This is a genomic window from Rhodoferax sp. TH121, from assembly GCF_002251855.1.
Classification (GTDB): Bacteria; Pseudomonadota; Gammaproteobacteria; order Burkholderiales; family Burkholderiaceae_C; genus Allorhodoferax.
Window position 1 is genome coordinate 733186 of record NZ_NOXW01000021.1, and the last position, 25357, is coordinate 758542.

The window sequence follows — 25357 nt, forward strand, 5'->3', positions numbered from 1 at the left end:
CGCAAACGCGCAGCTGCGCGCCATAATGTTCGCAACAACACTTGCGGGGAGGGCGTTTGGCGTGCTTTAGCGTTCCAGGTGGCTGGAGTTTCCCTTGCTCTTAGAGCTTGCAAAGGGCGTGGCGCTGTTGCTGGCCTTGAGCCAGCTGTACAGCTACAGCGTGCGTGCCTTGCGCCAGCACCCTTGGCTCAGCCAGGGCGTGGGGGGGCTGCTGTTTGGCGGTATCTGTGTGGTTGGCATGCTGATGCCACTGCAGATCGCTCCTGGGGTCATTTTTGACGCACGCTCTGTCGTCTTGAGCATGGCCAGCCTGTTTGGTGGGCCTTGGGTCGGCAGCTTGGCTACCGCTATTGCAGCCGCCTATCGCTGGCACCTGGGCGGGGCAGGGGCCCCCGTCGGGGTTGCCGTAGCACTGTCATGTTATGGGCTGGGTCTGGCCTACCACTTTATGTACCGCCGTGCTTGGGTGGGGCTGGGTTGGTGGCAGTTGCTGCTGTTCGGGGTGCTGGTGCACCTGGTCGAGATCTACCTGTTTACCTGGCTGCCGGGTGCAGTAGGGGCTGCGGTTTTACAAACCGTTGCCTTGCCAATGTTGCTGGTGTTTTCCCCGGCGACCGTGCTGATGGGGCTCATCCTCAAAGATGTGCAGGCCCGTATGGCGACTGAAGATGCGCTGGGTAGCCAAGAGGAGCGCCTGCGTGCCACGATTGGGGCGATTCCCGATCTCTTGTATGTGCTGGATGCACATGGCACCTTTGTTGAAGTTTTGTCGGACGCAGCACGGCTGCGCGGTGGCAGGGGCCAAAATGTGCTCGGGAAGCGCTTGCATGAGGTACTCCCCCCTGAAGACGCTGATCCATTGTTGACGCATTTGCAGCGGACTTTGGCCTTGGAAACCACCCAGACTTTTGAGTTCAATTTGCAGTCCAAGCAAGGGGTGCGCCGTTTTGAAGGCCGGGCCCATGCGCTTAAGGCTGTGCCGGGGCAGCCGCGCTGCCTGGTCTTGTTGGCTCGCGATGTGACCGAGCGCAGCGAGGCGGAAGCTGCCTTGCTGGCGTCCGAAAAGCGCTTTCGCAGCCTGCTGCAAAACGTGGGTGCCGTGTCCGTGCAGGGCTACACGCCGGACGGCACCATCACTTACTGGAACACTGCGTCCGAGCGCCTCTATGGCTATACGGCCGAAGAGGCAGTGGGCCGCAATTTGTTCACGCTGGTCGTGCCACACACACTGCGCCGTGATTTCCAGGATGTACTGCGCGACATGCAGGCCAGCCCCGATGCTTTTGTGTCGCAGGAGCTTACGCTGATGCACAAAAACGGGCAGGAGGTTCCGGTGTACTCCAGCCATGCCGCGGTCTACGCCCAAGGGGCTGTGGCGGAGTTCTTCCGATTCGACATGGATCTGGCCGAGCGCCGCCGCACCGAAGCAGAGCTGCGCGTGGCAGCCACCGCCTTCGAGGCGCAAGAGGGCATGATGGTGACCAATGCGCGCCGTAGCATTCTGCGCGTCAACCAGGCGTTTACCCGGATTTCGGGCTATGAAGACCACGAGGTGATCGGCAAGACCCCCAGCATGTTCAGCTCTGGCTGGCATGACAACGCGTTTTACGACGCACTGAACCAGACGCTGGAGCAGCAGGGCCACTGGGAGGGGGAGATCTGGAACCGCCGCAAGAACGGTGAAATCTACCCCCAGCAAATGCATATCTCGTCGGTGGCGGATGATGATGGCCGGGTTACCCACTACGTGGCGACCTTTATCGACATCACCCAGCGCAAGGCCGCCGAAGACCAGATTCGGCAATTGGCGTTTTACGACCCCCTGACCGGACTGCCCAACCGCCGCATGTTGATGGACCGCCTTCAGTATGCATTGGCAAGCAGTGCCCGCAGCGGGGCATGCGGGGCGCTATTGTTTATTGATTTGGACCACTTCAAGACCCTGAATGACACACTCGGCCATGACAAGGGTGATCTGCTGTTGCAGCAAGTGGCGCACCGCCTGATGGACGCGGTGCGTGAGGAAGATACGGTGGCTCGTCTCGGTGGTGATGAGTATGTGGTGATGCTCGAGGGGCTGGATGCCCAGCGCACAGTCGCAGCCGGGCAAGCAACCCAAGTTGGCGAAAAAATCATAGCTGCCCTCAACGTACCCTACCGCCTGGCCGGTCATGAGTTTCACAGCACCCCCAGCATCGGGCTTACGTTGTTCAGCGGGCACGATGTCGCACTGGATGAACTGCTCAAGCAGGCCGACCTCGCGATGTACCAGGCCAAAAATGCCGGCCGCAATAGCCTGCGTTTTTATGACCCGCTCATGCAGGCTGCCGTGACCCGGCGGGCAGAGCTGGAGGCCGACATCCGCCAGGGCCTGCTCTTCGGCCAGTTCGAACTCCACTACCAGCCCCAAGTGGACGCGCAGGGGCGGGTGCTGGGGGCCGAGGCATTGCTGCGCTGGAAGCATCCGACGCGTGGCATGGTGTCCCCGGCTGACTTCATTCCTGTAGCGGAGGAAAGTGGACAGATCGTCATGCTAGGCAGTTGGGTGCTGGAGACCGCGTGTGCCCAGTTGGTGAGTTGGGCCCAGGACTCCGCCACCGCCCAGCTGAGCCTGGCGGTGAATGTCAGCTCCCGCCAGTTCCGCCAACAAGATTTTGCGGAACACATGCTGGCGCTGCTGGACTACACCGGTGCCAACCCGCGGCGCCTGAAACTGGAGTTGACAGAGAGCCTGCTGGTGGACAACGTGGAAGAGGTGATTGCCAAAATGTCGGCCTTGCGGGAGCGCGGTGTGGGCTTCTCGCTGGATGACTTTGGCACGGGCTACTCCTCACTGACCTATCTCAAGCGTCTGCCACTGGACCAACTCAAGATTGACCAATCTTTTGTGCGCGATGTGCTCAGTGACCCCAACGACGCCGTGATCGCCAAGACGATTGTGGCGTTGGGGCGCAGTTTGGGTCTGGCGGTGATTGCCGAAGGCGTGGAAACTGTTGAACAGCGTGATTTTTTGCTGGATAGCGGTTGCCAGGCTTACCAAGGCTACCTGTTCAGCCGGCCATTGTCGGTGGACGCTTTCGCGGTCTATGTTCTGGCATCGCAAGTGCAAGGGGAGCCGGCATGAACGAAGTCCTGTCGCCACCGGGCCAGCTGCACCAGCGCCGGGTGCGCATGATGCTGTGGGTGGCGGCGGTGTTGATGATGGGTATCGGCGTGGGATGGGCCGCGTTCTTTTTCGCCCGTGGGGCCTGGATCATTGTGGTGGTGGAGGTCACCATGGCTGTGCTGGGTGTTGTTGTGGCCTGGCTGACCCAGCAGCGCCGTACGCGGATGGCGTTTTTTGTCATGCTGGCCACGGTGTACTCCTCCATCTGTGCCTTTGGGCTGGTGTTTGACATTCCCGATGCGCAAGTGCCGCGCTCCACTCACCACTTCATTCTGGTACTGGCGCTTTCGGCCATGCTGGTGCTGCGCGATGAAGCGGCCTGGATGCGGCACAGTGTGGTGGGGCTCTTGTTTGTCTCCTATGTTGCGCTGAGCAGCACGACTTGGGGCTTGCAGACGCAGTACCTGATTCCGCATGAGGTGCGCATTACGGGCACCTGGGTCAATACAGCTCTGGCCATGTTGGGTTTGTACGCATTGGTGCACATCATGGTGACCGAGGTTGCCGAATCCAGTGCGCTGGAGGTTGAGATGCGCAAGGGCATCGTGCGGGATGAGTTCTTCCTGCTTTGCCAGCCACAGCTGACCCACGAGGGGGAAGTGTTGGGCGCAGAGGCCTTGCTGCGCTGGCGCCACCCCAAGATGGGTTTGGTGGCTCCCGGCGAGTTTATTGACATGGCCGAGCAAACGGGCCTGATTTTGCCGCTGGGTGCCTGGGTGTTACGCCATGCCTGCACCCAGCTCGTGACCTGGTCGCAGGTGCCGGAGTTGGCGCATCTCAGCCTGTCGGTCAATGTGAGCGCACGGCAGTTTCGCCAAAGCGATTTTGTGGGTCAGGTGCAGGCGGTGCTGGAGCGTACCGGGGCCAATCCGCAACGCCTCAAGCTGGAGCTGACCGAGAGCATGCTGGTGGAAGACATGGATGACATCGTGCACAAGATGGAATCCTTGCGCGCGCTGGGCGTGGTCTGCTCGCTGGACGATTTTGGTACGGGGTATTCCTCCCTGACGTACCTGAAAAAGTTGCCGCTGGACCAGCTCAAGATCGACCAGTCCTTTGTGCGCGATGTGCTGAGCGATCCCAATGACGCGGCGATCGCCCAGACCATCATAACCCTGGGCAAGAGTTTGGGCTTTGCCGTGGTGGCCGAGGGGGTGGAAACGCCGGGGCAGCGGGATTTTTTGGTAACGCACGGCTGCCATATTTTTCAGGGTTACCTGTTCAGCAAACCCCTTCCATTGCCCGAATTTGTAGCTTTTGTCCGGACCAACGGGGGGCGCAAGTCCCCGCCAGACGCTGCTGCGGCGTGAGGGAAAACCAGCTGCTTTTTTGCGGGCAAGGCGGGCGGCTCGGTGCCATACTTGGGCTTAGCTTTTGCGACTGACGCACCACCCACTGAGCCCGCGACATGCCTGATCCCGTTCCCTTTGCCAACAGCCGCCCTCCTGTCGCTGAGGCAGGCACCACGCTAGGACGGTTTGAGCTACGCAGCGTGCTGGGGCAAGGCGGGCAGTCCACCGTGTGGCTGGCGTTTGACCCGCGCATGGAGCGGGATGTGGCGATCAAGGTCATGCGCCCCGCAGCGGGCTCTGACGACAGGGCGGTGGCCCAGTGGCTGCAAGAGGCCCGCAATGCCAGTCGCGTGACCCATCCCAACATCGTGCCGGTGTACGAGGCTGATGTGCATGGCCGCCAGCCTTATCTGGTGTTTGAGTACATCCCCGGCAGCACCTTGGACCGGCATCTGCAGCAGCGTGGTGCCTTGCCTGCGCCTGAAGCCGTGGCGCTGATGATGGATGTGCTGGACGCCATCGCGGTAGCCCATGCTGCTGGTGTGGTGCACCGCGATCTCAAGCCTTCCAATGTGGTGGTGGATTCAGCGGGCCGTGCCCGGGTGATGGACTTTGGCATTGCGGCCCGCATCCGCGACAGCCAGAACCAAGCTCCGGCCGCAGACACCGCAGGTACCGTGGGTTATCTGTCGCCAGAGGCTGCCAATGGCGAGGCGCCTGTACCTGCCATGGACATTTTTTCCGCCGGTCTGGTGCTGGCGGAGTTGCTGATGGGGCGACCCCTGCTCATGGAGTCGGACCCGCACCGCGCCATCTACCGCACGCTGCATGAGCAGTTGGAATTGCCAAAGGTACTGCCCGCCGGGGTGGATGACCGATTACGTGCCATCGTGCAGCGGGCTCTGGCCAAGGATGCCAGGCAGCGGTTTGTGAGTGCGCGGGCCTTTCAGAGTGAGCTGGAGCTGTGGAGCAAGTCCCTGCAGGGCGACGGGGCGGGCGAGGGCGGTGGGGTGAACAACAGCACGCTGGAGTTCTTGCTGCGCCGCATGCGCCACAAAAGCGATTTTCCGGCGCTGTCAGATTCCGTAGGCCGCATTCAGAGCATGGCAAGCTCCGAGACGGAGAGCGTGGGCAGTGTCACCAACGAAATCCTGAAGGACGTGGCGCTGACCAACAAGCTGCTGCGCTTGGTCAACAGTGCGCATTACGCCCGTGGGGGCAACATCAGCACGGTCTCGCGCGCGGTGAATCTGGTGGGCTTCAATGGCATTCGCAATATGGCGCTGAGCCTGGTGCTGCTGGAGCACATGCAGGACAAGGCCCATGCGGGCCAGCTCAAAGAAGAGTTTTTGCGCTCGCTGATGGCGGGATCCATTGGCGGCGAGCTGTGCCCGGTCCTCAAGGACAGTGAAGAGGCCTTTATCGGTGCCATGTTCCAGAACCTGGGGCGGCTGCTGGCGCAGTTTTATTTTCCCGAAGAGGCCACGCGTGTGCGCACCTTGGTGCAATCGGCGCGCGAGCCCATGACGGAACGTGCGGCGTCCACCAGCGTGCTGGGCATGAGTTATGAAGATTTGGGCTTGGGGATTGCCAAAGCGTGGGGGCTGCCTGCGGGTATTCAGCGCTGTATGAACAAACCCACTGGGGCGCCGCCCTCACAGGCCCCCACGGACGCCGGTGAACGTATCCGCTGGATTGCCCTGGCGTCCAATGAGATCGCCGATGTCCTGCTCAAGAGTGACCCCAAGGACGTGGATGCGCGCATTGCCCTGATCACGAAAAAATACGCCCAGGCCATGGGCACCAGTGGCAAACAGGTGCAGGCCGCGACCATCAAGGCCCGGCAAAAGCTGATTGACTTGGCCGCTGCCATGGAAATCCGGGTGAGCCCCGGCTCGGCGGCAGCCAAGCTGCTGCGCATGCCCGACGCGTTGAGCAGCCGACCTGCAGCCCTGCAAGCCGATACCGACGGCAACCTGGGGCGCTTTGAACTGCAGGCGACCCAGTCGGCTCCATTGGACAGTGCCGACGCGCCCATCTCCCGGGCCGGTCAGGTGGCGGAAACCTTGGCTGCCGGCATTCAGGACATCACCAATGCGATGGTGGAGGACTTCAAGCTGACCGACGTGTTGCGCATGATTCTGGAAACCATGTACCGTGCGCTGGAGTTTGACCGCATCATTTTCTGTATGCGTGATCCCAAGACGGAAATGATGTCCGGTCGCTTTGGCTTGGGCGAGGGGGTGGAGGCCCACGTCAAAGGTTTCAAGACCCACCTCAAGGCGGCTACGCCCGATCTGTTTGGCGTGGTGTGCCTCAAGGGCGCGGACACCATGATCACCGACGCCACTGAGCCCCGAATCGTGCAGCGCCTGCCTGCCTGGTATGCGCACAGCCTGAATGCGCCCACCTTTTTGCTGCTGCCGTTGCAGATTAAAAACGCGCCGTTTGGCCTGATCTACGCCGACAAGGTGCGTCACGGCTCTTTGGAACTGGACGAGAAAGAGCTGGCCCTGCTGCGCACGCTGCGCAACCAGGCCGTGATGGCCTTCAAGCAGTCCAGTTAGTTTGTGTTGCCTGCCTTGCTATTGAATTCATAGCTTCTTGCGCATATTCCTTGGGGTTCTGCGGCTAATTTTGCTTGCAAGTAGGCGCTGATGAGGCTGTCCGCCCCATGACAGGCGCCAACTGCCCGGGACTGCGAGAATGCGGGGCCCACAGCGCTATCCCCCAATGACGATGCCCGCCCCCCCCGAATCCACCACCGCCCCAGCACTGGCCCCTTTGCCACGTGTTCTCTGGCCTCTGTTGTTTGGCAACTTTGTCATTGGTACCGGGGTTATGGTGGTGCCGGGCACACTCAATGAGATCAGCGCATCCTTGCACATTTCGGTAGCCACTGCCGGGCAGTTGATTGCAGCAGCCGCGGCGGTCATGTGCCTGGGCGCACCGGTGTTGGCCAGCGTAGTTGCCGGCTGGGACCGGCGGCGCCTGCTCGCGCTGACTCTGTGCTGGTACGCGGTGTTTTTGGGGTTGAGCGCATTGATGCCCAGCTTTGCCTCGCTGCTGGTCGTGCGCATCTTCACGGTGCTGGCGCCCGCCATTTTTACGCCCCAAGCGGCCGCCTGTGTGGGCCTGCTGGTGCCGCCTGAGCAGCGTGGGCGCGCAATCAGCTTTGTGTTTCTGGGGTGGTCCGTCGCCTCGGTGCTGGGCCTGCCGCTGGGGGCTTTTTTGGGCGGCACCCTGGACTGGCGGGCGGCCTTTGCGGCGGTGGCGGTTCTGGGGGCGGTCAGCGCGGTGTGGGTGTGGCGTGCCATGCCCGATGGCATCAAGCCGCCCGCGATGTCGCGGGCCGCCTGGGCTGAGGCCTTGCGCTCGCCTGCGCTGATGCTGTGTGTCGCGGTCACACTGCTGTACTCGGCCGGGCAGTTTGTGCTGTTCTCCTATTTCGCACCGTACTTCAAGGCCATGCTGGCTACCACCCCGGTGGAGTTGAGCCTGTTGTTTGCCTGGTTTGGCGCCTTTGGTTTATTGGGCAACATCCTGATATCGCGCCGTATTGACCGTCTGGGGGCGCCACGCGCCGTGATGTGGGGCGTGGGAGCCATGGCGCTGAGCTTGTTGCTGTGGCCGCTGGGGAGCAATCTGGTGCTGGTGGCGCTGGTGCTGATCCCCTGGGCGCTGGGGTGTTTTTCGTCAAATTCGGCCCAGCAGGCGCGGCTGGTGGGCATTGCGCCGGCGCTTGCTTCGGGCTCGATTGCGCTCAACAGCTCAGCCATGTATGCGGGCCAAGCCTTGGGGGCGGGCAGCGGTGGCTGGTTGATTGCCCACGGCGGCATGGGCTCACTGCACTGGTTTGCGTTGGCAGGCTTGCTGGCCTCCATGGCCATGAGCTGGTGGGCCAGCCGCCAGCCGGCCCATGCCAGTCTCAAGTCCGCCGTGTAGTTGCTATTGAATCAGGAGCTGTTCGCGCAGTATCCACGAGGTCTAAGGGCCTAAATGCCTCTTACTGAGCGGTCCAGCCGCCGTCCATGTTCCAGGCCACACCGCGCACATTGTTGCCAGCGGGCGAGCAGAAAAAGACGGCCAGTCCGCCCAGCTCTTCAGGCGTGGTGAACTGCAGAGAGGGTTCTTTCTCCCCCAGCAGCTGCTTGGTGGCGTCGGCATTGCTGATGCCTTGGGCGGAAGCTTTGGCATCCACTTGCTTCTGCACCAGCGGTGTCAGCACCCAGCCGGGACAGATGGCATTGCAGGTCACACCACTGGTGGCGTTTTCCAGCGCCGTCACTTTGGTCAGGCCCACGATGCCATGCTTGGCGGCCACATAAGCCGATTTTTCGGCCGAACCCACCAAGCCGTGGACCGAGGCTACGTTGATGATGCGGCCCCAGTTCTTGGCCTGCATGCCGGGCAGCACCAGCCGCGTAGCGTGGAAGGCGCTGGAGAGGTTTATGGCGATAACGGCGTCCCACTTCTCCACCGGGAAGTTTTCCACGCGGGCCACATGCTGGATGCCCGCGTTGTTCACCAGAATGTCCACGCCCCCGAAGGTGGTGTTGGCGTACTGAACCATGGCTTCGATGTCGGCGGGCTTGCTCATGTCGGCACCGTGGTAGCCCACTTGGGCACCCAGCGCAGCGACCTCGGCTTTGGGGCTGTCCACGTCACCAAAGCCGTTGAGCACGATATTGGCGCCTTGGGCAGCCAGTGCCTTGGCAATGCCCAAACCGATGCCGCTGGTGGATCCGGTAACGATGGCGGTTTTACCTTTCAACATTGCTGCGTCCTTCCAAAGTAATAGAGGGGTTTCCATTAGGATGTGGTCATTATCAAACCACTGATTGCACCATGGCTGACCCTACGCTGAACTACGTACCCTGTGCTGATGCGCAGGGGGGGCACCGCATGGCGTATTGGCAGTGGGGGATTGCGGATGCCGCCCACACGATTGTCTGTGCCCATGGCCTCTCGCGCCAAGGACGCGACTTTGATGTGCTGGCCCAAGCCCTGCTGGCGCGCAGCCCACATCCACTGCGCGTGGTTTGCCCAGATGTGGTGGGCCGCGGCCAGAGCGACTGGCTCAAGGACCCGCAGGGCTACCAACTCCCCACCTATGCGGCAGACATGCTGGCGATGCTGGCCCAGCTCAAGCCCGCCACTCTGGACTGGGTGGGTACCAGCATGGGTGGCCTCATTGGCATGGCCGTGTGCGTACATGCGCAGGCGGTGGGCGTCAGCGTTCGCCGCCTGGTCCTCAACGATGTGGGCCCGGTCATCCAGTGGGAGGCGTTGGCGCGGATTGGTACTTACCTGGGCAAGGCCCAGACATTCGATTCCCTGCAGCAGGCGGCAGACGCGATGTGGGCCATTTCGCAGAGCTTTGGCCCGCATACACCAGCCCAGTGGCTTGATTTATCGCGCCATATGGTCAAGCCCACGCCCAACGGCCGAGTGGCCTTGCACTACGATCCTGCCATTGCCGTGCCCTTTGGCGCGGTCACGCAGGAGATTGCGGCGCAAGGCGAGGCCCAACTCTGGCAGTTGTTCGACAGCCTGACGGCCCAGATCCTGCTGCTGCGCGGTGCCAACTCCGATTTGCTATCGCCTGCCACCGCGCAGGCCATGACCCAGCGCGGCCCCAAGTCCCGCCTGGTTGAATTTGCTGGTGTGGGCCATGCCCCCACCCTCATCGCGGCGGACCAGGTCGACGCGGTGGTTTCTTTTTTGCTGGGGTAAGGTCCCCGGATGATGTGAGCCTTGCATGAAAAGTTTGTACGCCGAGCACAGTGCCTCGGCCACCCCGCAGGTCATTGCGGCCACCGCCGATAGCCTGCCCGAGCAGGTAGATGCTTTGGCGCGTGCGCGCGCCTTTGCCGAACCGCTGCTGGCCACCCAGACTCTGGACACTGGCGAGAACGTCTTGCAGCACGCCGACGCCGTGGCCTCGATCTTGCACACCATCGGCGGCTCTGAGGCCATGCAAGCCGCGAGCTACCTGGTCTATGCCTGCGACCACCTGAACAAGCCGCACGAGGTCATTGCCAAAGCCTTCGGCGACAACTTTGCCGACCTGGCACTGGAAACCACCAAACTGGTGCGCCTGCAGCGCATGGCGCGCCTGACCCACAGCCAGCAAGGGGGCAGCGCCGCCCCTATGGCGCAGACGGCGGCCGCCCAGACCGAGAGTGTGCGCAAGATGCTGCTGGCCTTTAGCAAGGATCTGCGTGTCGTCATGCTGCGCCTGGCCTCACGTTTGCAAACACTGCGCCACTTTGCCGCTACCAAGCTACCCGTGCCACCGGGGCTGGCCAGTGAGGCACTGCAGGTCTTTGCGCCTCTGGCCAACCGCTTGGGCATTTGGGAGGTCAAGTGGGAGATGGAGGACCTGTCCTTCCGCTTTCTGGAGCCCGACACCTACAAACAGGTGGCCAAATTGCTGGACGAGAAACGCGCGGAGCGCGAAGCCTCGGTAGAACGTCTGCGCCAGCAGCTGGCCGACGAGCTGGCGGGCCAGGGCATCGCGGCGACGGTGCAAGGTCGGCCCAAGCACATTTACAGCATCGTCAAGAAGATGCGCGGCAAATCGCTGGGGTTTGACCAGGTGTATGACATTCGGGCGCTACGCATCGTGGTGCCCAGCGTGCCCGATTGCTACGCCGCCTTGAGCTGGGTACACAGCCACTTTGTGCCAGTCACCGAAGAGTTCGATGACTATATTGCACGCCCCAAGCCCAACGGTTACCAGTCCTTGCACACGGTGGTGCGCGATGCTGGCGGTCAGCCGATTGAGGTGCAGATTCGCACTCAGGCGATGCATGACCACGCCGAGCACGGCGTGGCCGCCCACTGGGCCTACAAGGAAGCGGGTGCGAAAGGGTATGGCGGCAGCGTGACGGCGGCCGGCGAGTACGACGCCAAGATTGCCGTGTTGCGCCAGTTGCTGGCCTGGGAGCGCGATCTCTCCGGTGCCTATACCGGGCCCGAGGGCCAGGGCATGTTTGAAGATCGCATTTATGTGCTCACGCCGGATGCTGCCATTGTGGAGCTGCCGCAAGGCGCCACGGCGGTGGATTTTGCGTACAGCGTGCACACCAACCTGGGCCACCGCTGCCGCGGTGCCAAGGTGGACGGCGCCATGGTGCCCTTGAACACACCGCTGAAAAATGGTCAAACGGTCGAAGTGAATGCCATCAAGGAAGGTGGCCCATCGCGCGACTGGCTCAACCCCGAACTGGGCTACCTGGCCAGTCACCGCGCGCGCGCCAAGGTGCGCGCCTGGTTCAATGCGCTGGCTATGGGTGAAACCATGGCCAAGGGCCGCGAAGCGGTAGAAAAGCTGCTGCAGCGCGAAGGCAAAACCGCCGTGAAGCTGGACGACCTGGCCAGCCAGCTGGGCTTCAACAATGCGGACGCACTTTTCGAGGTGGTGGGAAAGGACGAGTTCTCGCTGCGCAACATCGAGATGCTGCTGCGTCCGCCTGAGCCTGCCACAACGCAAGACGACTACATGCCGCTCAAGAAGCCCCGCGCGGGTGGCGGCAAGGGCGGGGTGCTGGTGGTGGGAATCGACTCACTCATGACGCAGCTGGCCAAATGCTGCAAGCCCGCGCCGCCGGACCTGATCAGCGGCTTTGTCACCCGTGGCAAGGGGGTCAGCGTGCACCGCGCCGACTGCTCCAATTTGCGCAACATGGTCAACCGCAGTGGCGACCGGCTGATCGAGGTGGAGTGGGGTGTGCCCAGCGGCAAGGACAGCAATGTGTACCCCGTAGACGTGGCGGTGGAGGCCATCGATCGCCAGGGCCTGTTGCGCGATATTTCCGAGGTGTTTGCCAAGGAGAAGATGAATGTCATCGGCGTGCAGACCCAATCCGTCAAAGGCATTGCCTGGATGACCTTCACCGTCGAGGTGGCCGAGTCGGGTCGTCTGGCACGTGTGCTCAAAATGGTGGGCGAACTGGCTGGTGTGCGCTCGGCGCGGCGGCGCTAGGAGCCTGATCGCCCGGCGTGTGATGCGCTACGCGCCTTGACAAACATCAAGAATCGGCCATAGTCACCCCCACGCGCTGCGCCAAGTTGCCAAGGGCTGAGGCCTCCAAGAGCACTGCGGCGTGCCCAGAGTATCTGCATTGCTTTTCGGGGAAAAGCGGAGGACGTGCATGGACGACGCGGGGGGGCAAGGGCAGGAAGGTCAGTTTCGCCAGATCGTGGAGATGGCGCCCTATGCCATCGTCATGATCGGGAGCGATGGGCTGGTTGAGATGGTGAATCGGCAAGCCGAGACCATTTTTGGCTACGCCCGTACCGAGCTTGTGGGCCAACCGATAGAAGTGCTGCTGCCCGAACGCCTCCGGCGCGTACACCCCGCCCACCGGGCCAGCTTTCTGGCCGAACCGAGCCCCCGCCTGATGGGTATTGGCCGCGACCTCTTTGGCCGCCGCAAGGACGGTGGGGAGTTCCCCATCGAGATTGGCCTGACCCCTATCAAGACCGCGCAAGGCATGAAGGTGGTGTCGGCGATTGTGGATTTGTCAGAGCGCAAGCGGCAGGAGGAACAGTTCCGCCAGGTGGTGGAAATGGCGCCCAACGGTATGGTCATGATTGACAAGTCGGGAGTAATCGAAATGGTCAATACCCAGGCGGAGGCGATTTTTGGCTACAGCCGCTCAGAGCTCCTGGGGCAGTCGATCGACGTGTTGCTGCCCGCCCGCTTTCGGGGGGCACATCCACACCACCGAGCCTCGTATTTTGCGGACCCGAGCCCTCGCGCAATGGGCAGTGGCCGCGATTTGTACGGACTGCGCAAGGATGGGAGCGAATTCCCGGTGGAGATTGGCCTTAACCCCATCATGACCTCTGGAGGCGTGAAGATTTTGTCGGCCATCGTGGATATCACCGCGCGCAAGCAATCGGAACAGCAGCTGGGCAACCTGGTCGCGCAGCTCACCCGCAGCAATGATGATCTGAACAACTTTGCTTACGTGGCATCGCATGACCTGAAGTCGCCGCTGCGTGGAGTGGATCAATTGGCCACCTGGATTGCTGAGGACCTGGGGGATGCACTGCACAGCGAGACGCGGGACCACCTGCGGCTGATGCGCAGCCGCATCAGCCGCATGGAGATGTTGCTGGACGATTTGTTGGCCTACTCGCGCGTAGGGCAGTCGGACAACCCGATTGGCGCGATGAACACGGGCAACCTGGTGCGCGACATCTTTGAACTGGCCGCGTCACGCAAGAACATTGCACTGGTAGTCGCTGAGGACATGCCTGTGGTGCGAACCCAGAAAGTGCCGCTGGAGCTGGTGCTGCGCAACCTGATCAATAACGCCATCAAACACCATGACAAGCCCCAGGGCACGATCCGGGTACAGGCCCGCCCGTACCCTGGTGGCCATGAGTTTTCGGTTCAAGACGATGGTCCCGGCATTCCGCCAGAGCACCAGAGGCGTGTGTTTACCATTTTCCAGACCTTGAAGCCCCGAGACGAAGTGGAGGGCAGTGGTATGGGGCTGGCCATCGTTAAAAAGGCGGTGGAAACCGTGGGCGGTGTGGTCATACTGGAGTCGGATGGCAAGGCCGGCTGCACCTTTCGCTTTACCTGGCCAACACAGCCCCAATAAGGAGTAATACTGTGCAAGCCGCCACTCCCGAAAAAGACGTGACCCTGCTCCTGGTGGACGACGATGATGTGGATGTGATGGGCGTTGAACGGGCGCTCAAGAAGCTGAAGATTGGCAACCCCATTGTGCGTGCGCGCGACGGGATGGAGGGCCTGTCCAAGGTACGCGAATGCACTTCGGCGCGGCGCCCATTTCTGGTGTTGCTGGATCTGAACCTGCCTCGCTTGAATGGTTTGGAGGTGTTGGCAGAAATCCGCAAAGACCCGGCGTTGTCCAGCACCGTGGTGTTTGTTTTGACCACGTCCAAGGCGGAAGAGGACAAGGCGATGGCCTACCAGAACAACATCGCTGGGTACATCATCAAAAGCCAGGTCGGCGACGGTGTGATGCGGGCCATGGAGATGCTGCATGGCTATTGGCGTGTGGTGGAGCTCATCGCCTAGAAAAAAAGTTACTCATGATTGCAGAACTCTCCCTGCTGCTGATCGATGATGACGAGCTGGACCGGCATGCCATCACGCGCACGCTGCGCAAAAGCACGGTGCCTTGTGATGTGAGTTATGCAGAAACGGCTGCTGCGGGGCTGGAAATGGCCGCGAGTAAAAAGTTCGACGCCATCCTGCTGGACTACCGTTTGCCGGACGACAACGGGCTGGAGGTGCTGCGCACCCTGCGTGGCGGTACCTACGACGGGGTGGCGGTGGTGATGCTCAGCCGCTTCGAGAACGAGAGTTTGGCCGAAGAGTGTCTGGAGGCGGGGGCGCAAGACTTCCTGCTCAAAGACGAGGTGAATAGCCGCCACCTGACCCGCGTGGTGCTTCAGGCCCGCCAGCGCTTCCAGATTGAGGAACGCTTGCGCTACAGCCTGGAGCAGGTGCGCAGCCTGTCCGAACACGACGCGCTGACCGGGCTGATGAACCGCCGTGGTTTCGAGCGCTCTTTGGAAACCCAGTTGGCCCGTGTCCGACGCCGGGATGGACGCCTGGCCATCTTGCTGCTGGACCTGGACGATTTCAAAAGCATCAATGACACCCAAGGCCACGATGCAGGAGACCAACTGCTCGTGGAGGTGGCGCGACGCCTGACGATGATAGCCCGGGATGGGGACCTGCTGTGCCGTTTGGGGGGCGATGAGTTTGTGGTGATGATGACCAGCTTTGACTATGACGAGCAGGCCATTGTGCTGGCCGACCGGATCAATGCCACCTTGCGTGAGCCCATCTTCATCGGCTCCACTGAGCAGAGCATCACCGCGAGCATCGGTATTGCGGTGCTGGGCAACACGACTGACAACGCAGCCGATCTGCTCAAGTATGCCGACCTGGCCATGTACCAGGCCAAGCTTGATGGGCGCAACAAAAGTCGTTTCTACTCTGTGTCGCTGCAAGAGGCGGTGCAATTTCGCTCGCTTATCAAAAATGACCTGCAGCGTGCATTGGAAAGAGATGAGCTCCAGATTTATTACCAGCCGCAGATTCGTTCCATGGATGGCAGTCTGCGCGGCATGGAGGCTCTGCTACGTTGGCACCACCCCCGCCTTGGCGTGCTATCACCAGCAGCCTTTTTGCCGATTGCCGAAGAAACCGGCCTGATTGTGGACATCGGAGTTTGGGTGTTGCGCGAGGGGTGCCGACAGCTCAAGGTCTGGCGTGAGCGCTACGCGCCCCACCTGGCAGAGCTGACACTGGCCATCAATTTGTCGGCTGTGCAGATCAAGCAGGATCAATTGCCCCGCACCGTCATGGCGGCGCTGGCCGAGCACGGTTTGCCAGCGAGCTGCCTTGAGCTGGAGATTACCGAAAGCATGTTGATCGAGGTGACCCACACCACGGTGTCCCTGCTGTCCGACATTTCCGCCCAAGGCGTGGCCATGTCACTGGATGACTTTGGGACCGGGTACTCATCCCTGGATCACCTCAAGCTGTTCCCCATCAGCATTCTCAAGATTGACAAGGGGTTTGTGTCTGCGGTAGGCGAGGGCGGCAAGAGTGAAAAACTCTTCGTGGCCATCATCGCGTTTGCCAAGGCGCTGAATATGCAGATTGTGGTGGAAGGTGTGGAGACCCAAGCCCAGGCTGAGTTTTGCACCCAGCAGGGCTGCGACTTGCTCCAAGGCTACTTCTATTCCAAACCTATTCCGGCGCAGGAGTTTGAGGCCGTCTTTCTGGCAAGACGGCACAGTAGTTGAGCAGCGTTCAGTCGAGCGCTACGTCGGCCAGCGGGACACCACACAGCGTGGCCAGCGCCTGTACCACCATGGCATGGTCTTCACGCTGTGGAATGCCTGATACGGTGACCACTCCAACCACGCCCACCCCGCGCACGCGGATGGGAAAGCTGCCTCCGTGGGTGGCGTAGTCACGCAGAGGCAGACCTTGTTTGGCCTCCAGTGAGCTCTTTTCCTGCTCCAGCTTGAGCCCCATTGCATAAGAGCTGGTGTGCAGCAGCTCCACCGTGTTGCGTTTGCGGCGGGCCCAGTCGGCGTTGGTGGGCCCGGTTCCCGGCATGGCGTAGTAGAAAACAGTTTCTTTGGACAAACGCACTTCAATGGCCAGCGCTACGCTTGCGGCTTCACACAATGCTTTGAGCGTGCTGCCGAGCGTCCACGCAGTGGTCTGGTCAAAGGCGTCGAATTGCAGGCGTTGCTCTTGCAGTGCCAGGCGGTCCAGGTCGGTGGCGATGGTCATGGTAAATGCTATAGAGTTAGGAGCTGCTTGCGCAATAAATACGAGGGCTAGAGGCCAGTTTTATACTGAGTCGACGTGCCCCAGCCGTAGCAGGATGGTACGCCAGTGGTGGGCCTCCACCGGCGTGATGGACAGGCGGTTGCCTTTCTTCAGCACGGTCAGTGCTTGCAGTTCGGGGTCCTGGCGCAGCTCAGGCAGTGTCAAGTTGCGCGTCTTGTGTAGCACTTGCACGTCCACCAACATCCAGCGCGGTGCCTCCGCTTTGCTGGCCGCGTCAAAGTAGGGTGACTGGGCGTCAAACTGCGTGGGATCGGTGTAGGCACCAGAGGCCACGCGCGCAAGACCCACAATGCCCGGCTCTGCGCAGCTGGAGTGGTAGAACAGCACACCGTCACCCACCTGCATGGCATCGCGCATGAAGTTGCGCGCCTGGTAATTGCGCACGCCCGTCCACGGCACCGTGGCGTTGGGCATGGCCAGCACGTCGTCGATGGAGGCTTCGGCGGGTTCGGCTTTCATCAACCAGTAGTTTTTCATAGCAAGTTGGCAGTGTTCGGTTGGGATTGGCAGCTTGTTGGGAATTTTGACCGAGGAATCCCGAAAAGTCGTGCTCAGTCGGGCTATAAACGCGGGGCCTCGAATTTCGGGCGCGCGCGCGGGCGAACAACGATACGGCCTGTGCGTATTTCAATTACAAGGGAGTGAATGCATGATGAGAAAAGTGATCGGCATGGGAATGCTGGCGGCCGCGGTGTTGCTGACAGGATGTGCTACACGTACCAAGATGGCCTTTGAAAACGAGAGCGACACACTGACTGCCAACAGCAAGCCGGTTTTGTTGATGACCGTGACCTTAAAGAACCATTACAAGACGTCTCACCAGCCCAAACTGCTGGTGGTGAATGTCGAGAAGCCGGATGCCAAAGAGTCCAGCGAGCGTTTCAACTTCACGATGGATGAGAAGGCGAAGGTGGAGACTGACAAGCCAGAAACCGGCAATAACTACTTTATCCGCATGGAGCTCGAGCCAGGGCCCTACAAAATCATGGGGCTCACCAGCACTTCCACGGGTTTTCTGATCAACGGTTACTTCTTTGCGCCCTTGCACAGTGACATCGTCGCCAAAAAAAGTGGGGTGTATTACCTGGGACACGTCGATGCGACCGTGCGTGAGCGCAAGGGTGAGGAGTTCCGCGCAGGGTCCCCGGTTCCTCTGATTGACCAAGCGGTGGTAGGTGCATCAGGCGGAACGTTTGATGTCACCATCAGCGATGCCTTCGACAAGGACGAGGCCTTGTTTCGCGCCAAATTTCCGGCTTTGAAGGGCGTCACGATCACCAAGGACATCTTGCCACCGTTCGATCGGGCCAAAGCGCAAGCCTGGTGGCAAGCGCACTGAGCCTCACGCGCTGCGGCTAAGCGGACTCCTGCGGCGAAGGGCGGGCGATGACCAGCCAGTCGCCGTCGCCGGGGCTTGCGGCGATGGGAAGCCCCTGGGTGTTCCAGATGCAGCTCTTGCCAGCTGATACATAACTGCCGGAAGGACCGCCGTGGTTAGCGATCAACACCACCATGCGGTGTTCCCGGGCGTAAGCACGCCATAGTGGCGCTTCTGCGGCGTAGCCTGTCTTCGAGGTCAGGATGCCGGCCGCGTATACATGGGCACCCGCTTGGGCGGCGCGGGCAGCGTGGATGGGCTGGTTGGTATCTGCACAGATGGCGCTGGCAATGCAGGTGGCGCCCATCTGCTGCAGGTGCATCGGCTCTTGACCCGGCGTCGCAAACTGTTTCTCACCCGCATGCAAATGGAATTTGCGGTACACACTGCGCCCCCCACCAGGCTGCAGCGTGATCGCGCCGATCGAGGGCAGGGCATTCTCGGATTCCACTGGTGCACCCACGGTAATGGCTAGTCCGGTGCGTCGCGCCGCCTCGCGCAAGGGCGCCAAAAGCGCGTGGCCGGGGTGTAACAGCATGGCCGGCATGGCGGCTAGTTCGTAGCCGGTAAGTGACAACTCGGGAAACACCAGCCATTGCACGCCGTGGTCCGCCGCTGCCTCCACAAAGCGCAGGTGGGTCCGAACATTGGCCGCCACATCCAAAGGCGCCGACGTGCTTTGGGCTGCAGCGATGGTGATTGCTATATCTTTGCTAGCTGCTTGCGCAATATCCACGGGAAATGCAGGCTTATTTGGTATGTAAGAACGAGGTTTGGGGTGGCCGACCAGCTAGGCTCAGCGCGGCGGTACGGGGTGGTGTTTGGGCCACTAGCACACCCCGGCGCCAGACCTTGAGCCGGGTCGCTTTGAGGCGCAGGGCCTCCACGGGGTTTTGTGCCTGCAGCAGCACCAAGTTGGCGTTGCAACCGGCCTCAAGCCCGTAGCCCTGCAGGTGCAGGATGCGGGCGGGGTTTTTGGTTACTGCGTCAAAGCATTGCTGCATGGCGCTTTGGCTGGTCATCTGTGCCACGTGCAGGCCCATGCTGGCCACCTCCAGCATGTCGCCGCTGCCCATGCTGTACCAAGGGTCCATGCAGCAGTCCTGGCCAAAGGCGACCGTCATGCCGGCGGCCATGATCTCGGGCACACGGGTCATGCCGCGGCGCTTGGGGTAGGTGTCGTGCCGGCCTTGCAGGGTGATGTTGATGAGCGGGTTGCTCACCACACTGAGCTGCGCCTCGGCCATCAGCGGCAGCAGCTTGCTGACGTAGTAGTTGTCCATGCTGTGCATGGAGGTGAGGTGGGAGCCGGTGACGCGGCCGTGCAGGCCCAGGCGGTTGGCCTCATAGGCCAGCGTCTCGACATGGCGCGAGAGCGGGTCGTCCGATTCGTCGCAGTGCATGTCCACCAGCTTGCCTTGCTCGGCGGCCAGCTCGCACAACAGCTTCACGCTGGCGGCGCCATCGGCCATGGTGCGCTCGAAGTGGGGAATGCCGCCCACCACGTCCACGCCCAGGCTGAGCGCCTTTTTCAGGTTGTCCACACCGCCTTTGCTCCGCAGCACGCCGTCTTGCGGGAAGGCGACCAGCTGCAGGTCGATATAGGGAGCGACTTTTTTCTTGACGGCCAGCAGCGCCTCCACCGCCAACATGCTCGGGTCGCTGGTGTCCACATGGCTGCGGATGGCCAGCAGGCCGTTGGCCACCGCCCAGTCGCAATACGCCAGGGCGCGGTCAACCAGTGCGTCAAAGGTGAGGTGGGGTTTCAGTTCGCCCCACAGCGCAATGCCTTCCAAGAGCGTGCCACTCTGGTTCAGGCGCGGCAGGCCCAGGCTGAGCGTGGCATCCATGTGGAAATGGGCATCCACAAAGGGCGTGGAGAGCAGCAAGCCACCCGCGTCCACCACCTCGGCCGCCGGGGCCATCAGCCCCTCGGACACCTCCACAATCCGCCCGGCCTGCACCGCCACCGACATGTTCTGGCGCCCATCGGGCAGGGCGGCGTTGTGGATGAGCAGGTCGAGCATGGCGTAGATTTGCTATGGTTTCAGGAGCTGCTTGCGCAGATTTGGTGAGGGCTTGACGCCCATTTGGTTTGAAATTACTGGGTGCCGAAGATGCGGTCCCCGGCATCGCCCAGGCCCGGCATGATGTAGCCGTGGTCGTTCAGGCCGCGGTCGATGGCAGCGGTGAAGACGCGCACATCGGGGTGCTCTTTGTACAGGGTGTTAATGCCTTCGGGGCAGGTCAGCAGGCACAGGAACTTGATGGATTTGGGATTGCAGGCCTTCAGGCGGGTCACTGCGGCTGCGGCGGAGTTGCCGGTGGCCAGCATGGGGTCGACGACGACCACGTCGCGTTCTTCCATGTTGCTGGGCATCTTGAAGTAGTACTCCACAGCCTGCAGGGTCTTGGGGTCGCGGTACAGGCCCACATGGCCCACGCGGGCGCCAGGCACCACGGAGAGCACACCGTCCAGAATGCCATTGCCAGCACGCAGCACGCTGGCAAACACCAGCTTTTTGCCATCGATGACCTTGCCGGTGGTTTTTTCCAGCGGGGTCTCAATGTCCAGATCTTGCAGCGGCATGTCGCGGCAGACTTCGTAAATCATCAAGCCGGCCAGTTCATTGAGCAGGCGGCGAAAGCTGCTGGTGCTGGCTTCCTTCTTGCGCATCAGGGTGAGCTTGTGCTGCACCAGGGGGTGATCGATCAGCGTGACGTTGGCACGCGCAGCGGGGTTGATGGTGACCATGTGTGTTCCTTGTTGGTTTAGTTGATGGATGGATTGTGGCAAAGCAGGTTTCGCGCCCGGGCGTTGCTCTGTCAGCGGCGCGAACCACCCAGAATGCTGCCTAACACGCCACGGATGATCTGGCGGCCCACTTCGCGGCCGATGGAGCTGGCGGCGCTTTTGATCATTTGCTCACCCACACTGGCACGTGAACGGCGGGCGCCGCCGCCCAGCATGTCGCCAATGCTGTCCAGAATGCCGCCGCCGCTGGGCGCGGGTGAGGCCGTTGGTGCGGGGGCAGAGCCCCGGCGAGAAGCGCGCGGCGCAGGAGCGGCGGTACCGGGGAAGTCTTCCTGCACCGGTTCAGCATGGCCCATATTGGCCTGGGTGCGGCCTTTGAGCTTCTCGAAGGCGGATTCACGGTCCACCGCCTTCTCATACACGCTGGCGACGATGGATTCGGTCAGCAGTGTTTTGCGTTGATCGGGGCTGATGGGTCCAATCTGGCTGGCAGGCGGCAGCACAAACACGCGCTCGGTGAGGGAGGGGCGGCCTTTTTCGTCCAACAGGCTGACCAGCGCCTCACCCACGCCCAGTTCGGTAATGGCGGTAGCTACGTCCAACCCGGGGTTGGCACGCATGGTGTCGGCGGCGCTTTTCACAGCTTTCTGGTCGCGCGGGGTGAAGGCGCGCAGTGCGTGCTGTACGCGGTTGCCCAACTGGGCCAGCACGCTGTCGGGAATGTCCAGCGGGTTCTGCGTGACGAAGAACACGCCCACGCCCTTGGAGCGCACCAGGCGCACGACCAACTCGATGCGCTCAATCAGCACCTTGGGCGCATCGGCAAACAGCAGGTGGGCTTCGTCAAAGAAGAAGACCAGCTTGGGCTTGTCCAAGTCGCCCACCTCGGGTAGGGCCTCGAACAGCTCGGAGAGCATCCATAGCAAAAAGGTGGCGTACAGCCGGGGCGACTGCATGAGCTTGTCTGCTGCCAGGATGTTGACCAAGCCCTTGCCAGAGCCATCGGTCTGCATGAAGTCTTCAATATTGAGCATGGGCTCGCCAAAGAACTGGTCGCCGCCTTGTTGCTCGATTTGCATCAGCCCGCGCTGGATGGCGCCAATGCTGGCCGCGCTGATGTTGCCGTATTCGGTGGTGTAGTGGCTGGCGTTGTCGCCCACGTCCTGGCACATGGCGCGCAGGTCTTTCATGTCGAGCAGCAGCAGGCCGTCATCGTCCGCGATCTTGAACACCAGTTGCAGCACGCCAGCCTGGGTTTCGTTCAGGTTCAGCATGCGGGCAAGCAACAGGGGGCCCAGGTCGCTCACGGTAGCGCGCACCGGGTGGCCTTGTTGGCCAAACACGTCCCACAGCGTGGTGGGGAAGGCCGAGGCCTCGGGCGCTTCGATACCGCGCTCGGCCAGCACCTTGGCGAGCTTGTCGCTCACCTTACCGCTTTGCGAGATGCCGGTGAGGTCGCCCTTCACATCGGCCATGAAAACGGGCACACCAATGCTGGAAAACCCCTCGGCCAGGGTTTGCAGGGTGATGGTCTTCCCGGTGCCGGTGGCGCCGGTGATGAGTCCATGGCGATTGGCCTTGTCGGGCCGTAAAAAGCAGCGAACGGTGGAGTTGCCGGTGCCGTGTTGGGCAATCAGGATGCCCTCGTCTTGGATGGAAGCCATGGATGTCCCAAAAAGTACAATCTAGGGAGTAGCGTAACGAATTTTTGAAGGATTTCGCGTGGCAGGACACAGCAAATGGGCCAATATTCAGCACCGCAAGGGGCGCCAGGACGAGAAGCGCCAGCGCGTCTGGACCCGGGTGAGCCGGGAAATCATGGTGGCGGCCCGGACTGGCGGAGGTGACCCGGGCGCCAACCCCCGTTTGCGTCTGGCCATTGAAAAAGCCAAGGCGGCCAACATGCCGCTGACCAATGTGAACCACGCGATTGCCAAGGCTACCGGCACGCTGGAAGGCATGAGCTACGAAGAGGTGCGCTACGAAGGCTACGGCATTGGCGGCGCGGCCATCATCGTGGACTGCATGACCGACAACAAGGTGCGCACCGTGGCCGAGGTGCGCCATGCGTTCCTCAAGCATGGGGGCAATATGGGTACCGAAGGCTCCGTGGCCTTCCAGTTCAAGCACTGCGGTCAGTTGATTTTTGCCCCCGGCACCAGTGAGGATAGGGTGATGGAGGTGGCGCTGGAAGCTGGCGCCGAAGACGTGATCACCGACGACGATGGCGCCATCGAGGTGCTGACCGCCTTCGCAGACTTTGAAAGTGTCAAAAAGGCGCTGGAAGCCGCAGGCCTGACGGCCGAAGTGGCCAACGTCACCATGCGCGCCGACAACTCCATCGAGCTGACCGGCGACGATGCCGAGCGCATGCAAAAACTGCTGGACGTGTTGGAAGACTTGGACGACACCCAGGATCTCTTCCATAACGCAGCTCTTTAAGAACACAAAGCAATTTATGAACGTACTAGTTATTGGCGGCGGTGGTCGCGAGCATGCCTTGGCCTGGAAACTGGCGCAGTCCCCCAAAATCCAGATGGTGTATGTGGCACCGGGCAACGGTGGCACAGCCTCTGACCCACATCTGGAAAACATTGCCGTTACCGACGTGGTGGCCCTGCGCACCTGGGCGCAGGACAACAAAATCACCCTGACCGTGGTGGGCCCCGAAGTGCCACTGGCGGCGGGTGTGGTGGACGAGTTCCGCGCCCACGGCCTGCGCATCTTTGGCCCCACCAAAGCCGCTGCCCAGCTGGAAAGCTCCAAGGCCTTCAGCAAGGCCTTCATGCGCCGCCACAACATTCCCACCGCCGAATACGCCACCTTCTCCGACCCCGCCGCGGCCCATGCCTATGTGGACAAGATGGGCGCACCTACCGTGGTCAAGGCCGATGGCTTGGCGGCCGGCAAGGGGGTGGTGGTGGCGATGACGGTGGCGGAGGCACACGAGGCCATCGACTTCATGCTGGTGGACAACATCCTGGGCGTGGCACATAACGACGGCGGTGCGCGCGTAGTGATTGAAGAGTTTCTGGAGGGCGAGGAGGCCAGTTTCATCGTCATGGTCGACGGCAAAAACGTGCTGCCCCTGGCCACCAGCCAGGACCACAAGCGCCTGCACGATGGCGACCAGGGCCCCAACACGGGCGGCATGGGCGCCTATTCACCCGCCCCCGTGGTCACGCCTGACATCCACGCCAAGGCCATGCGCGAGATCATTCTGCCCACTGTCAAGGGTATGGAAGCCGATGGCATTCCGTTCAGCGGCTTCCTCTATGCTGGCCTGATGATCGACAAGAACGGCCAGCCTAAGACGTTGGAATTCAACTGCCGCATGGGCGACCCCGAGACTCAGCCCATCATGATGCGGCTGAAGACCGACTTGGTGGATGTCCTGCTGGCAGCTACCGAACCCGGCCCGCATGGCAAACTGGACGAGGTGGAACTGCAGTGGGACCGCCGCACCGCGCTGGGCGTGGTGCTGGCTGCCCATGGTTATCCGCTCAACCCGCGCAAGGGCGATGCCATCACCGGCATCCCCAAAGACAGCGAAGACGCTGCTGTGTTCCACGCCGGCACCACCCTCAAGGATGGCGTACTGCAAACCTCGGGCGGGCGTGTGCTCTGCGTGTCCGCCCTGGCGGACAGTGTGAAGCAGGCGCAGCAGCGTGCCTATCAGGTCATCAGCGAAATTGCGTTCGACGGTATGCAGTACCGCTCAGACATCGGCTACCGCGCCCTCAAGGGCTGAGCGTGCAGCCGATCGAGAAGCTGCCGCACCCCGTGCAGTTGCGGGGCAGCCCGCTGGCGCGATGGGTGCTCGCCTTGTTGGGCTGGAAGGTGCGTTTTGAGGGCTTGCCTGCGCCGCAAGGTGTGCTCGTCGTGTACCCGCACACCAGTAACTGGGATTTCATCGTCGCGATTCTTGCCAAATGGGCGGTGGGCTTGGAACTGAACTTTTGGGCCAAGGACACTTTGTTCCGGCTGCCGGGCTTTGGCCGATGGTTGCAATGGGTGGGTGGCGTGCCGGTGCGACGCCATGCACCCCAAGGTGTCGTGGCACAGGTGGTGGCTAGCGTGGCCCAGGCACGCGCGCAGCAGCGTTTGTACTGGCTGGGCTTGTCACCGGAAGGCACGCGCCAGTGGACCCCGGGCTGGCGCAGCGGCTTTTACCAGGTGGCGCTGCGTGCCGGTGTGCCGCTGGGCGTGGTGAGTCTGGATTACCAGCGCAAGCTGGTGAATGCGACCACATTCATTGCATTGACGGGCAATCAGGAGGCGGATTTCGCCAACTTGGCGGCCTTGTTGGCTGGCGTGCAGGGCAAGAATCCCGCGCTGGCTGCCCCTATCCAACCCCTGTCGGCGCCCCATGGCGTTGGCAAACGTAAAGAATGAG

Annotated in this window: 20 protein-coding genes; 13 read left to right on the forward strand and 7 right to left on the reverse strand. The window is 61.7% G+C overall.

Annotated features, from left to right (window positions below; all coding sequences use genetic code 11):
- Positions 1-94: 94 nt before the first annotated feature.
- The 4 genes from CHU94_RS13520 (at position 95) to CHU94_RS13535 (ending at position 8403) form a co-directional block, all read left to right on the forward strand.
- Entirely contained in the window at positions 95-3124 is a 3030-nt protein-coding gene (locus CHU94_RS13520; RefSeq protein WP_094480667.1) for an EAL domain-containing protein, read from the forward strand.
- On the forward strand, positions 3121-4476 hold the full coding sequence (locus CHU94_RS19690; protein WP_094480669.1) for a bifunctional diguanylate cyclase/phosphodiesterase: 1356 nt from the start codon (positions 3121-3123) through the stop codon (positions 4474-4476). Before CHU94_RS13520 ends, CHU94_RS19690 begins: the two co-directional genes overlap by 4 nt.
- 98 nt (positions 4477-4574) lie before the next feature.
- A complete protein-coding gene (locus CHU94_RS13530; RefSeq protein ID WP_094480671.1) occupies positions 4575-7025 on the forward strand; it encodes a serine/threonine protein kinase in 2451 nt (816 codons plus the stop codon).
- A gap of 172 nt (positions 7026-7197) precedes the next feature.
- Positions 7198-8403 carry an MFS transporter gene (locus tag CHU94_RS13535; protein ID WP_094481100.1) on the forward strand — a complete coding sequence of 402 codons (1206 nt, stop codon included), beginning with the start codon at positions 7198-7200 and terminating at the stop codon, positions 8401-8403.
- 61 nt (positions 8404-8464) lie between these two features.
- Here CHU94_RS13535 and CHU94_RS13540 read toward each other — a convergent pair whose 3' ends face one another.
- Complete coding sequence (locus tag CHU94_RS13540) at positions 8465-9235, reverse strand: 3-hydroxybutyrate dehydrogenase (protein ID WP_094480673.1); 771 nt, start codon at positions 9233-9235, stop codon at positions 8465-8467.
- A gap of 71 nt (positions 9236-9306) precedes the next feature.
- On the opposite strand from CHU94_RS13540, the gene CHU94_RS13545 reads away from it, so the two are divergent.
- The 5 genes from CHU94_RS13545 (at position 9307) to CHU94_RS13565 (ending at position 16269) form a co-directional block, all read left to right on the forward strand.
- Positions 9307-10194 carry an alpha/beta fold hydrolase gene (locus CHU94_RS13545; RefSeq protein WP_094480675.1) on the forward strand — a complete coding sequence of 296 codons (888 nt, stop codon included), beginning with the start codon at positions 9307-9309 and terminating at the stop codon, positions 10192-10194.
- A gap of 25 nt (positions 10195-10219) precedes the next feature.
- Positions 10220-12448: a bifunctional (p)ppGpp synthetase/guanosine-3',5'-bis(diphosphate) 3'-pyrophosphohydrolase gene (locus CHU94_RS13550; protein WP_094480677.1), complete on the forward strand. Its 2229-nt coding sequence runs from the start codon at positions 10220-10222 to the stop codon at positions 12446-12448.
- Positions 12449-12617: 169 nt separating this feature from the next.
- A complete protein-coding gene (locus CHU94_RS13555; protein WP_094480679.1) occupies positions 12618-14081 on the forward strand; it encodes a PAS domain S-box protein in 1464 nt (487 codons plus the stop codon).
- Positions 14082-14092: 11 nt separating this feature from the next.
- Entirely contained in the window at positions 14093-14524 is a 432-nt protein-coding gene (locus CHU94_RS13560) for a response regulator (protein ID WP_094480681.1), read from the forward strand.
- Positions 14525-14538: 14 nt separating this feature from the next.
- A complete protein-coding gene (locus CHU94_RS13565; protein WP_094480683.1) occupies positions 14539-16269 on the forward strand; it encodes an EAL domain-containing response regulator in 1731 nt (576 codons plus the stop codon).
- Positions 16270-16276: 7 nt separating this feature from the next.
- Here CHU94_RS13565 and CHU94_RS13570 read toward each other — a convergent pair whose 3' ends face one another.
- The gene (locus CHU94_RS13570) at positions 16277-16768 is read right to left on the reverse strand and encodes a heme-degrading domain-containing protein (RefSeq protein WP_094480685.1); all 492 of its coding nucleotides are present in this window, start codon (positions 16766-16768) and stop codon (positions 16277-16279) included.
- A 60-nt stretch (positions 16769-16828) separates the two neighbouring features.
- Positions 16829-17305 carry an EVE domain-containing protein gene (locus CHU94_RS13575; RefSeq protein ID WP_094480687.1) on the reverse strand — a complete coding sequence of 159 codons (477 nt, stop codon included), beginning with the start codon at positions 17303-17305 and terminating at the stop codon, positions 16829-16831.
- A 172-nt stretch (positions 17306-17477) separates the two neighbouring features.
- On the opposite strand from CHU94_RS13575, the gene CHU94_RS13580 reads away from it, so the two are divergent.
- The gene (locus tag CHU94_RS13580; RefSeq protein WP_094480688.1) at positions 17478-18167 is read left to right on the forward strand and encodes a hypothetical protein; all 690 of its coding nucleotides are present in this window, start codon (positions 17478-17480) and stop codon (positions 18165-18167) included.
- A gap of 16 nt (positions 18168-18183) precedes the next feature.
- Here the strand turns inward: CHU94_RS13580 and CHU94_RS13585 are convergent, their stop codons facing one another.
- The 4 genes from CHU94_RS13585 to CHU94_RS13600 form a co-directional block, all read right to left on the reverse strand.
- On the reverse strand, positions 18184-18942 hold the full coding sequence (locus tag CHU94_RS13585) for a carbon-nitrogen hydrolase family protein (RefSeq protein ID WP_217901313.1): 759 nt from the start codon (positions 18940-18942) through the stop codon (positions 18184-18186).
- Positions 18943-18955: 13 nt separating this feature from the next.
- Positions 18956-20233, reverse strand: coding sequence for an amidohydrolase family protein (locus tag CHU94_RS13590; protein WP_094480690.1), 1278 nt, complete (start codon positions 20231-20233; stop codon positions 18956-18958).
- A 74-nt stretch (positions 20234-20307) separates the two neighbouring features.
- Positions 20308-20961: a uracil phosphoribosyltransferase gene (gene upp, locus CHU94_RS13595; protein WP_094480692.1), complete on the reverse strand. Its 654-nt coding sequence runs from the start codon at positions 20959-20961 to the stop codon at positions 20308-20310.
- A gap of 71 nt (positions 20962-21032) precedes the next feature.
- Positions 21033-22625: a helicase HerA-like domain-containing protein gene (locus CHU94_RS13600; protein ID WP_094480694.1), complete on the reverse strand. Its 1593-nt coding sequence runs from the start codon at positions 22623-22625 to the stop codon at positions 21033-21035.
- 58 nt (positions 22626-22683) lie between these two features.
- On the opposite strand from CHU94_RS13600, the gene CHU94_RS13605 reads away from it, so the two are divergent.
- The 3 genes from CHU94_RS13605 to CHU94_RS13615 are packed head-to-tail and all read left to right on the forward strand — an operon-like array spanning position 22684 to position 25356.
- Positions 22684-23403, forward strand: a complete 720-nt coding sequence (locus CHU94_RS13605; RefSeq protein ID WP_094480696.1) for a YebC/PmpR family DNA-binding transcriptional regulator — start codon at positions 22684-22686, stop codon at positions 23401-23403.
- A gap of 16 nt (positions 23404-23419) precedes the next feature.
- Entirely contained in the window at positions 23420-24712 is a 1293-nt protein-coding gene (gene purD, locus CHU94_RS13610) for a phosphoribosylamine--glycine ligase (protein ID WP_094480698.1), read from the forward strand.
- A 2-nt stretch (positions 24713-24714) separates the two neighbouring features.
- Complete coding sequence (locus CHU94_RS13615) at positions 24715-25356, forward strand: 1-acyl-sn-glycerol-3-phosphate acyltransferase (RefSeq protein WP_176452027.1); 642 nt, start codon at positions 24715-24717, stop codon at positions 25354-25356.
- Position 25357 lies beyond the last annotated feature (1 nt).

Coding starts and splice junctions, on each gene's coding strand:
- CHU94_RS19690 (WP_094480669.1), top strand. CDS start 3,121: ATGAACGAAGTCCTGTCGCCACCGGGCCAGCTGCACCAGCGCCGGGTG.
- CHU94_RS13530 (WP_094480671.1), top strand. CDS start 4,575: ATGCCTGATCCCGTTCCCTTTGCCAACAGCCGCCCTCCTGTCGCTGAG.
- CHU94_RS13535 (WP_094481100.1), top strand. CDS start 7,198: ATGCCCGCCCCCCCCGAATCCACCACCGCCCCAGCACTGGCCCCTTTG.
- CHU94_RS13540 (WP_094480673.1), bottom strand. CDS start 9,235: ATGTTGAAAGGTAAAACCGCCATCGTTACCGGATCCACCAGCGGCATC.
- CHU94_RS13545 (WP_094480675.1), top strand. CDS start 9,307: ATGGCTGACCCTACGCTGAACTACGTACCCTGTGCTGATGCGCAGGGG.
- CHU94_RS13550 (WP_094480677.1), top strand. CDS start 10,220: ATGAAAAGTTTGTACGCCGAGCACAGTGCCTCGGCCACCCCGCAGGTC.
- CHU94_RS13555 (WP_094480679.1), top strand. CDS start 12,618: ATGGACGACGCGGGGGGGCAAGGGCAGGAAGGTCAGTTTCGCCAGATC.
- CHU94_RS13565 (WP_094480683.1), top strand. CDS start 14,539: ATGATTGCAGAACTCTCCCTGCTGCTGATCGATGATGACGAGCTGGAC.
- CHU94_RS13570 (WP_094480685.1), bottom strand. CDS start 16,768: ATGACCATCGCCACCGACCTGGACCGCCTGGCACTGCAAGAGCAACGC.
- CHU94_RS13575 (WP_094480687.1), bottom strand. CDS start 17,305: ATGAAAAACTACTGGTTGATGAAAGCCGAACCCGCCGAAGCCTCCATC.
- CHU94_RS13580 (WP_094480688.1), top strand. CDS start 17,478: ATGATGAGAAAAGTGATCGGCATGGGAATGCTGGCGGCCGCGGTGTTG.
- CHU94_RS13590 (WP_094480690.1), bottom strand. CDS start 20,233: ATGCTCGACCTGCTCATCCACAACGCCGCCCTGCCCGATGGGCGCCAG.
- upp (WP_094480692.1), bottom strand. CDS start 20,961: ATGGTCACCATCAACCCCGCTGCGCGTGCCAACGTCACGCTGATCGAT.
- CHU94_RS13600 (WP_094480694.1), bottom strand. CDS start 22,625: ATGGCTTCCATCCAAGACGAGGGCATCCTGATTGCCCAACACGGCACC.
- purD (WP_094480698.1), top strand. CDS start 23,420: ATGAACGTACTAGTTATTGGCGGCGGTGGTCGCGAGCATGCCTTGGCC.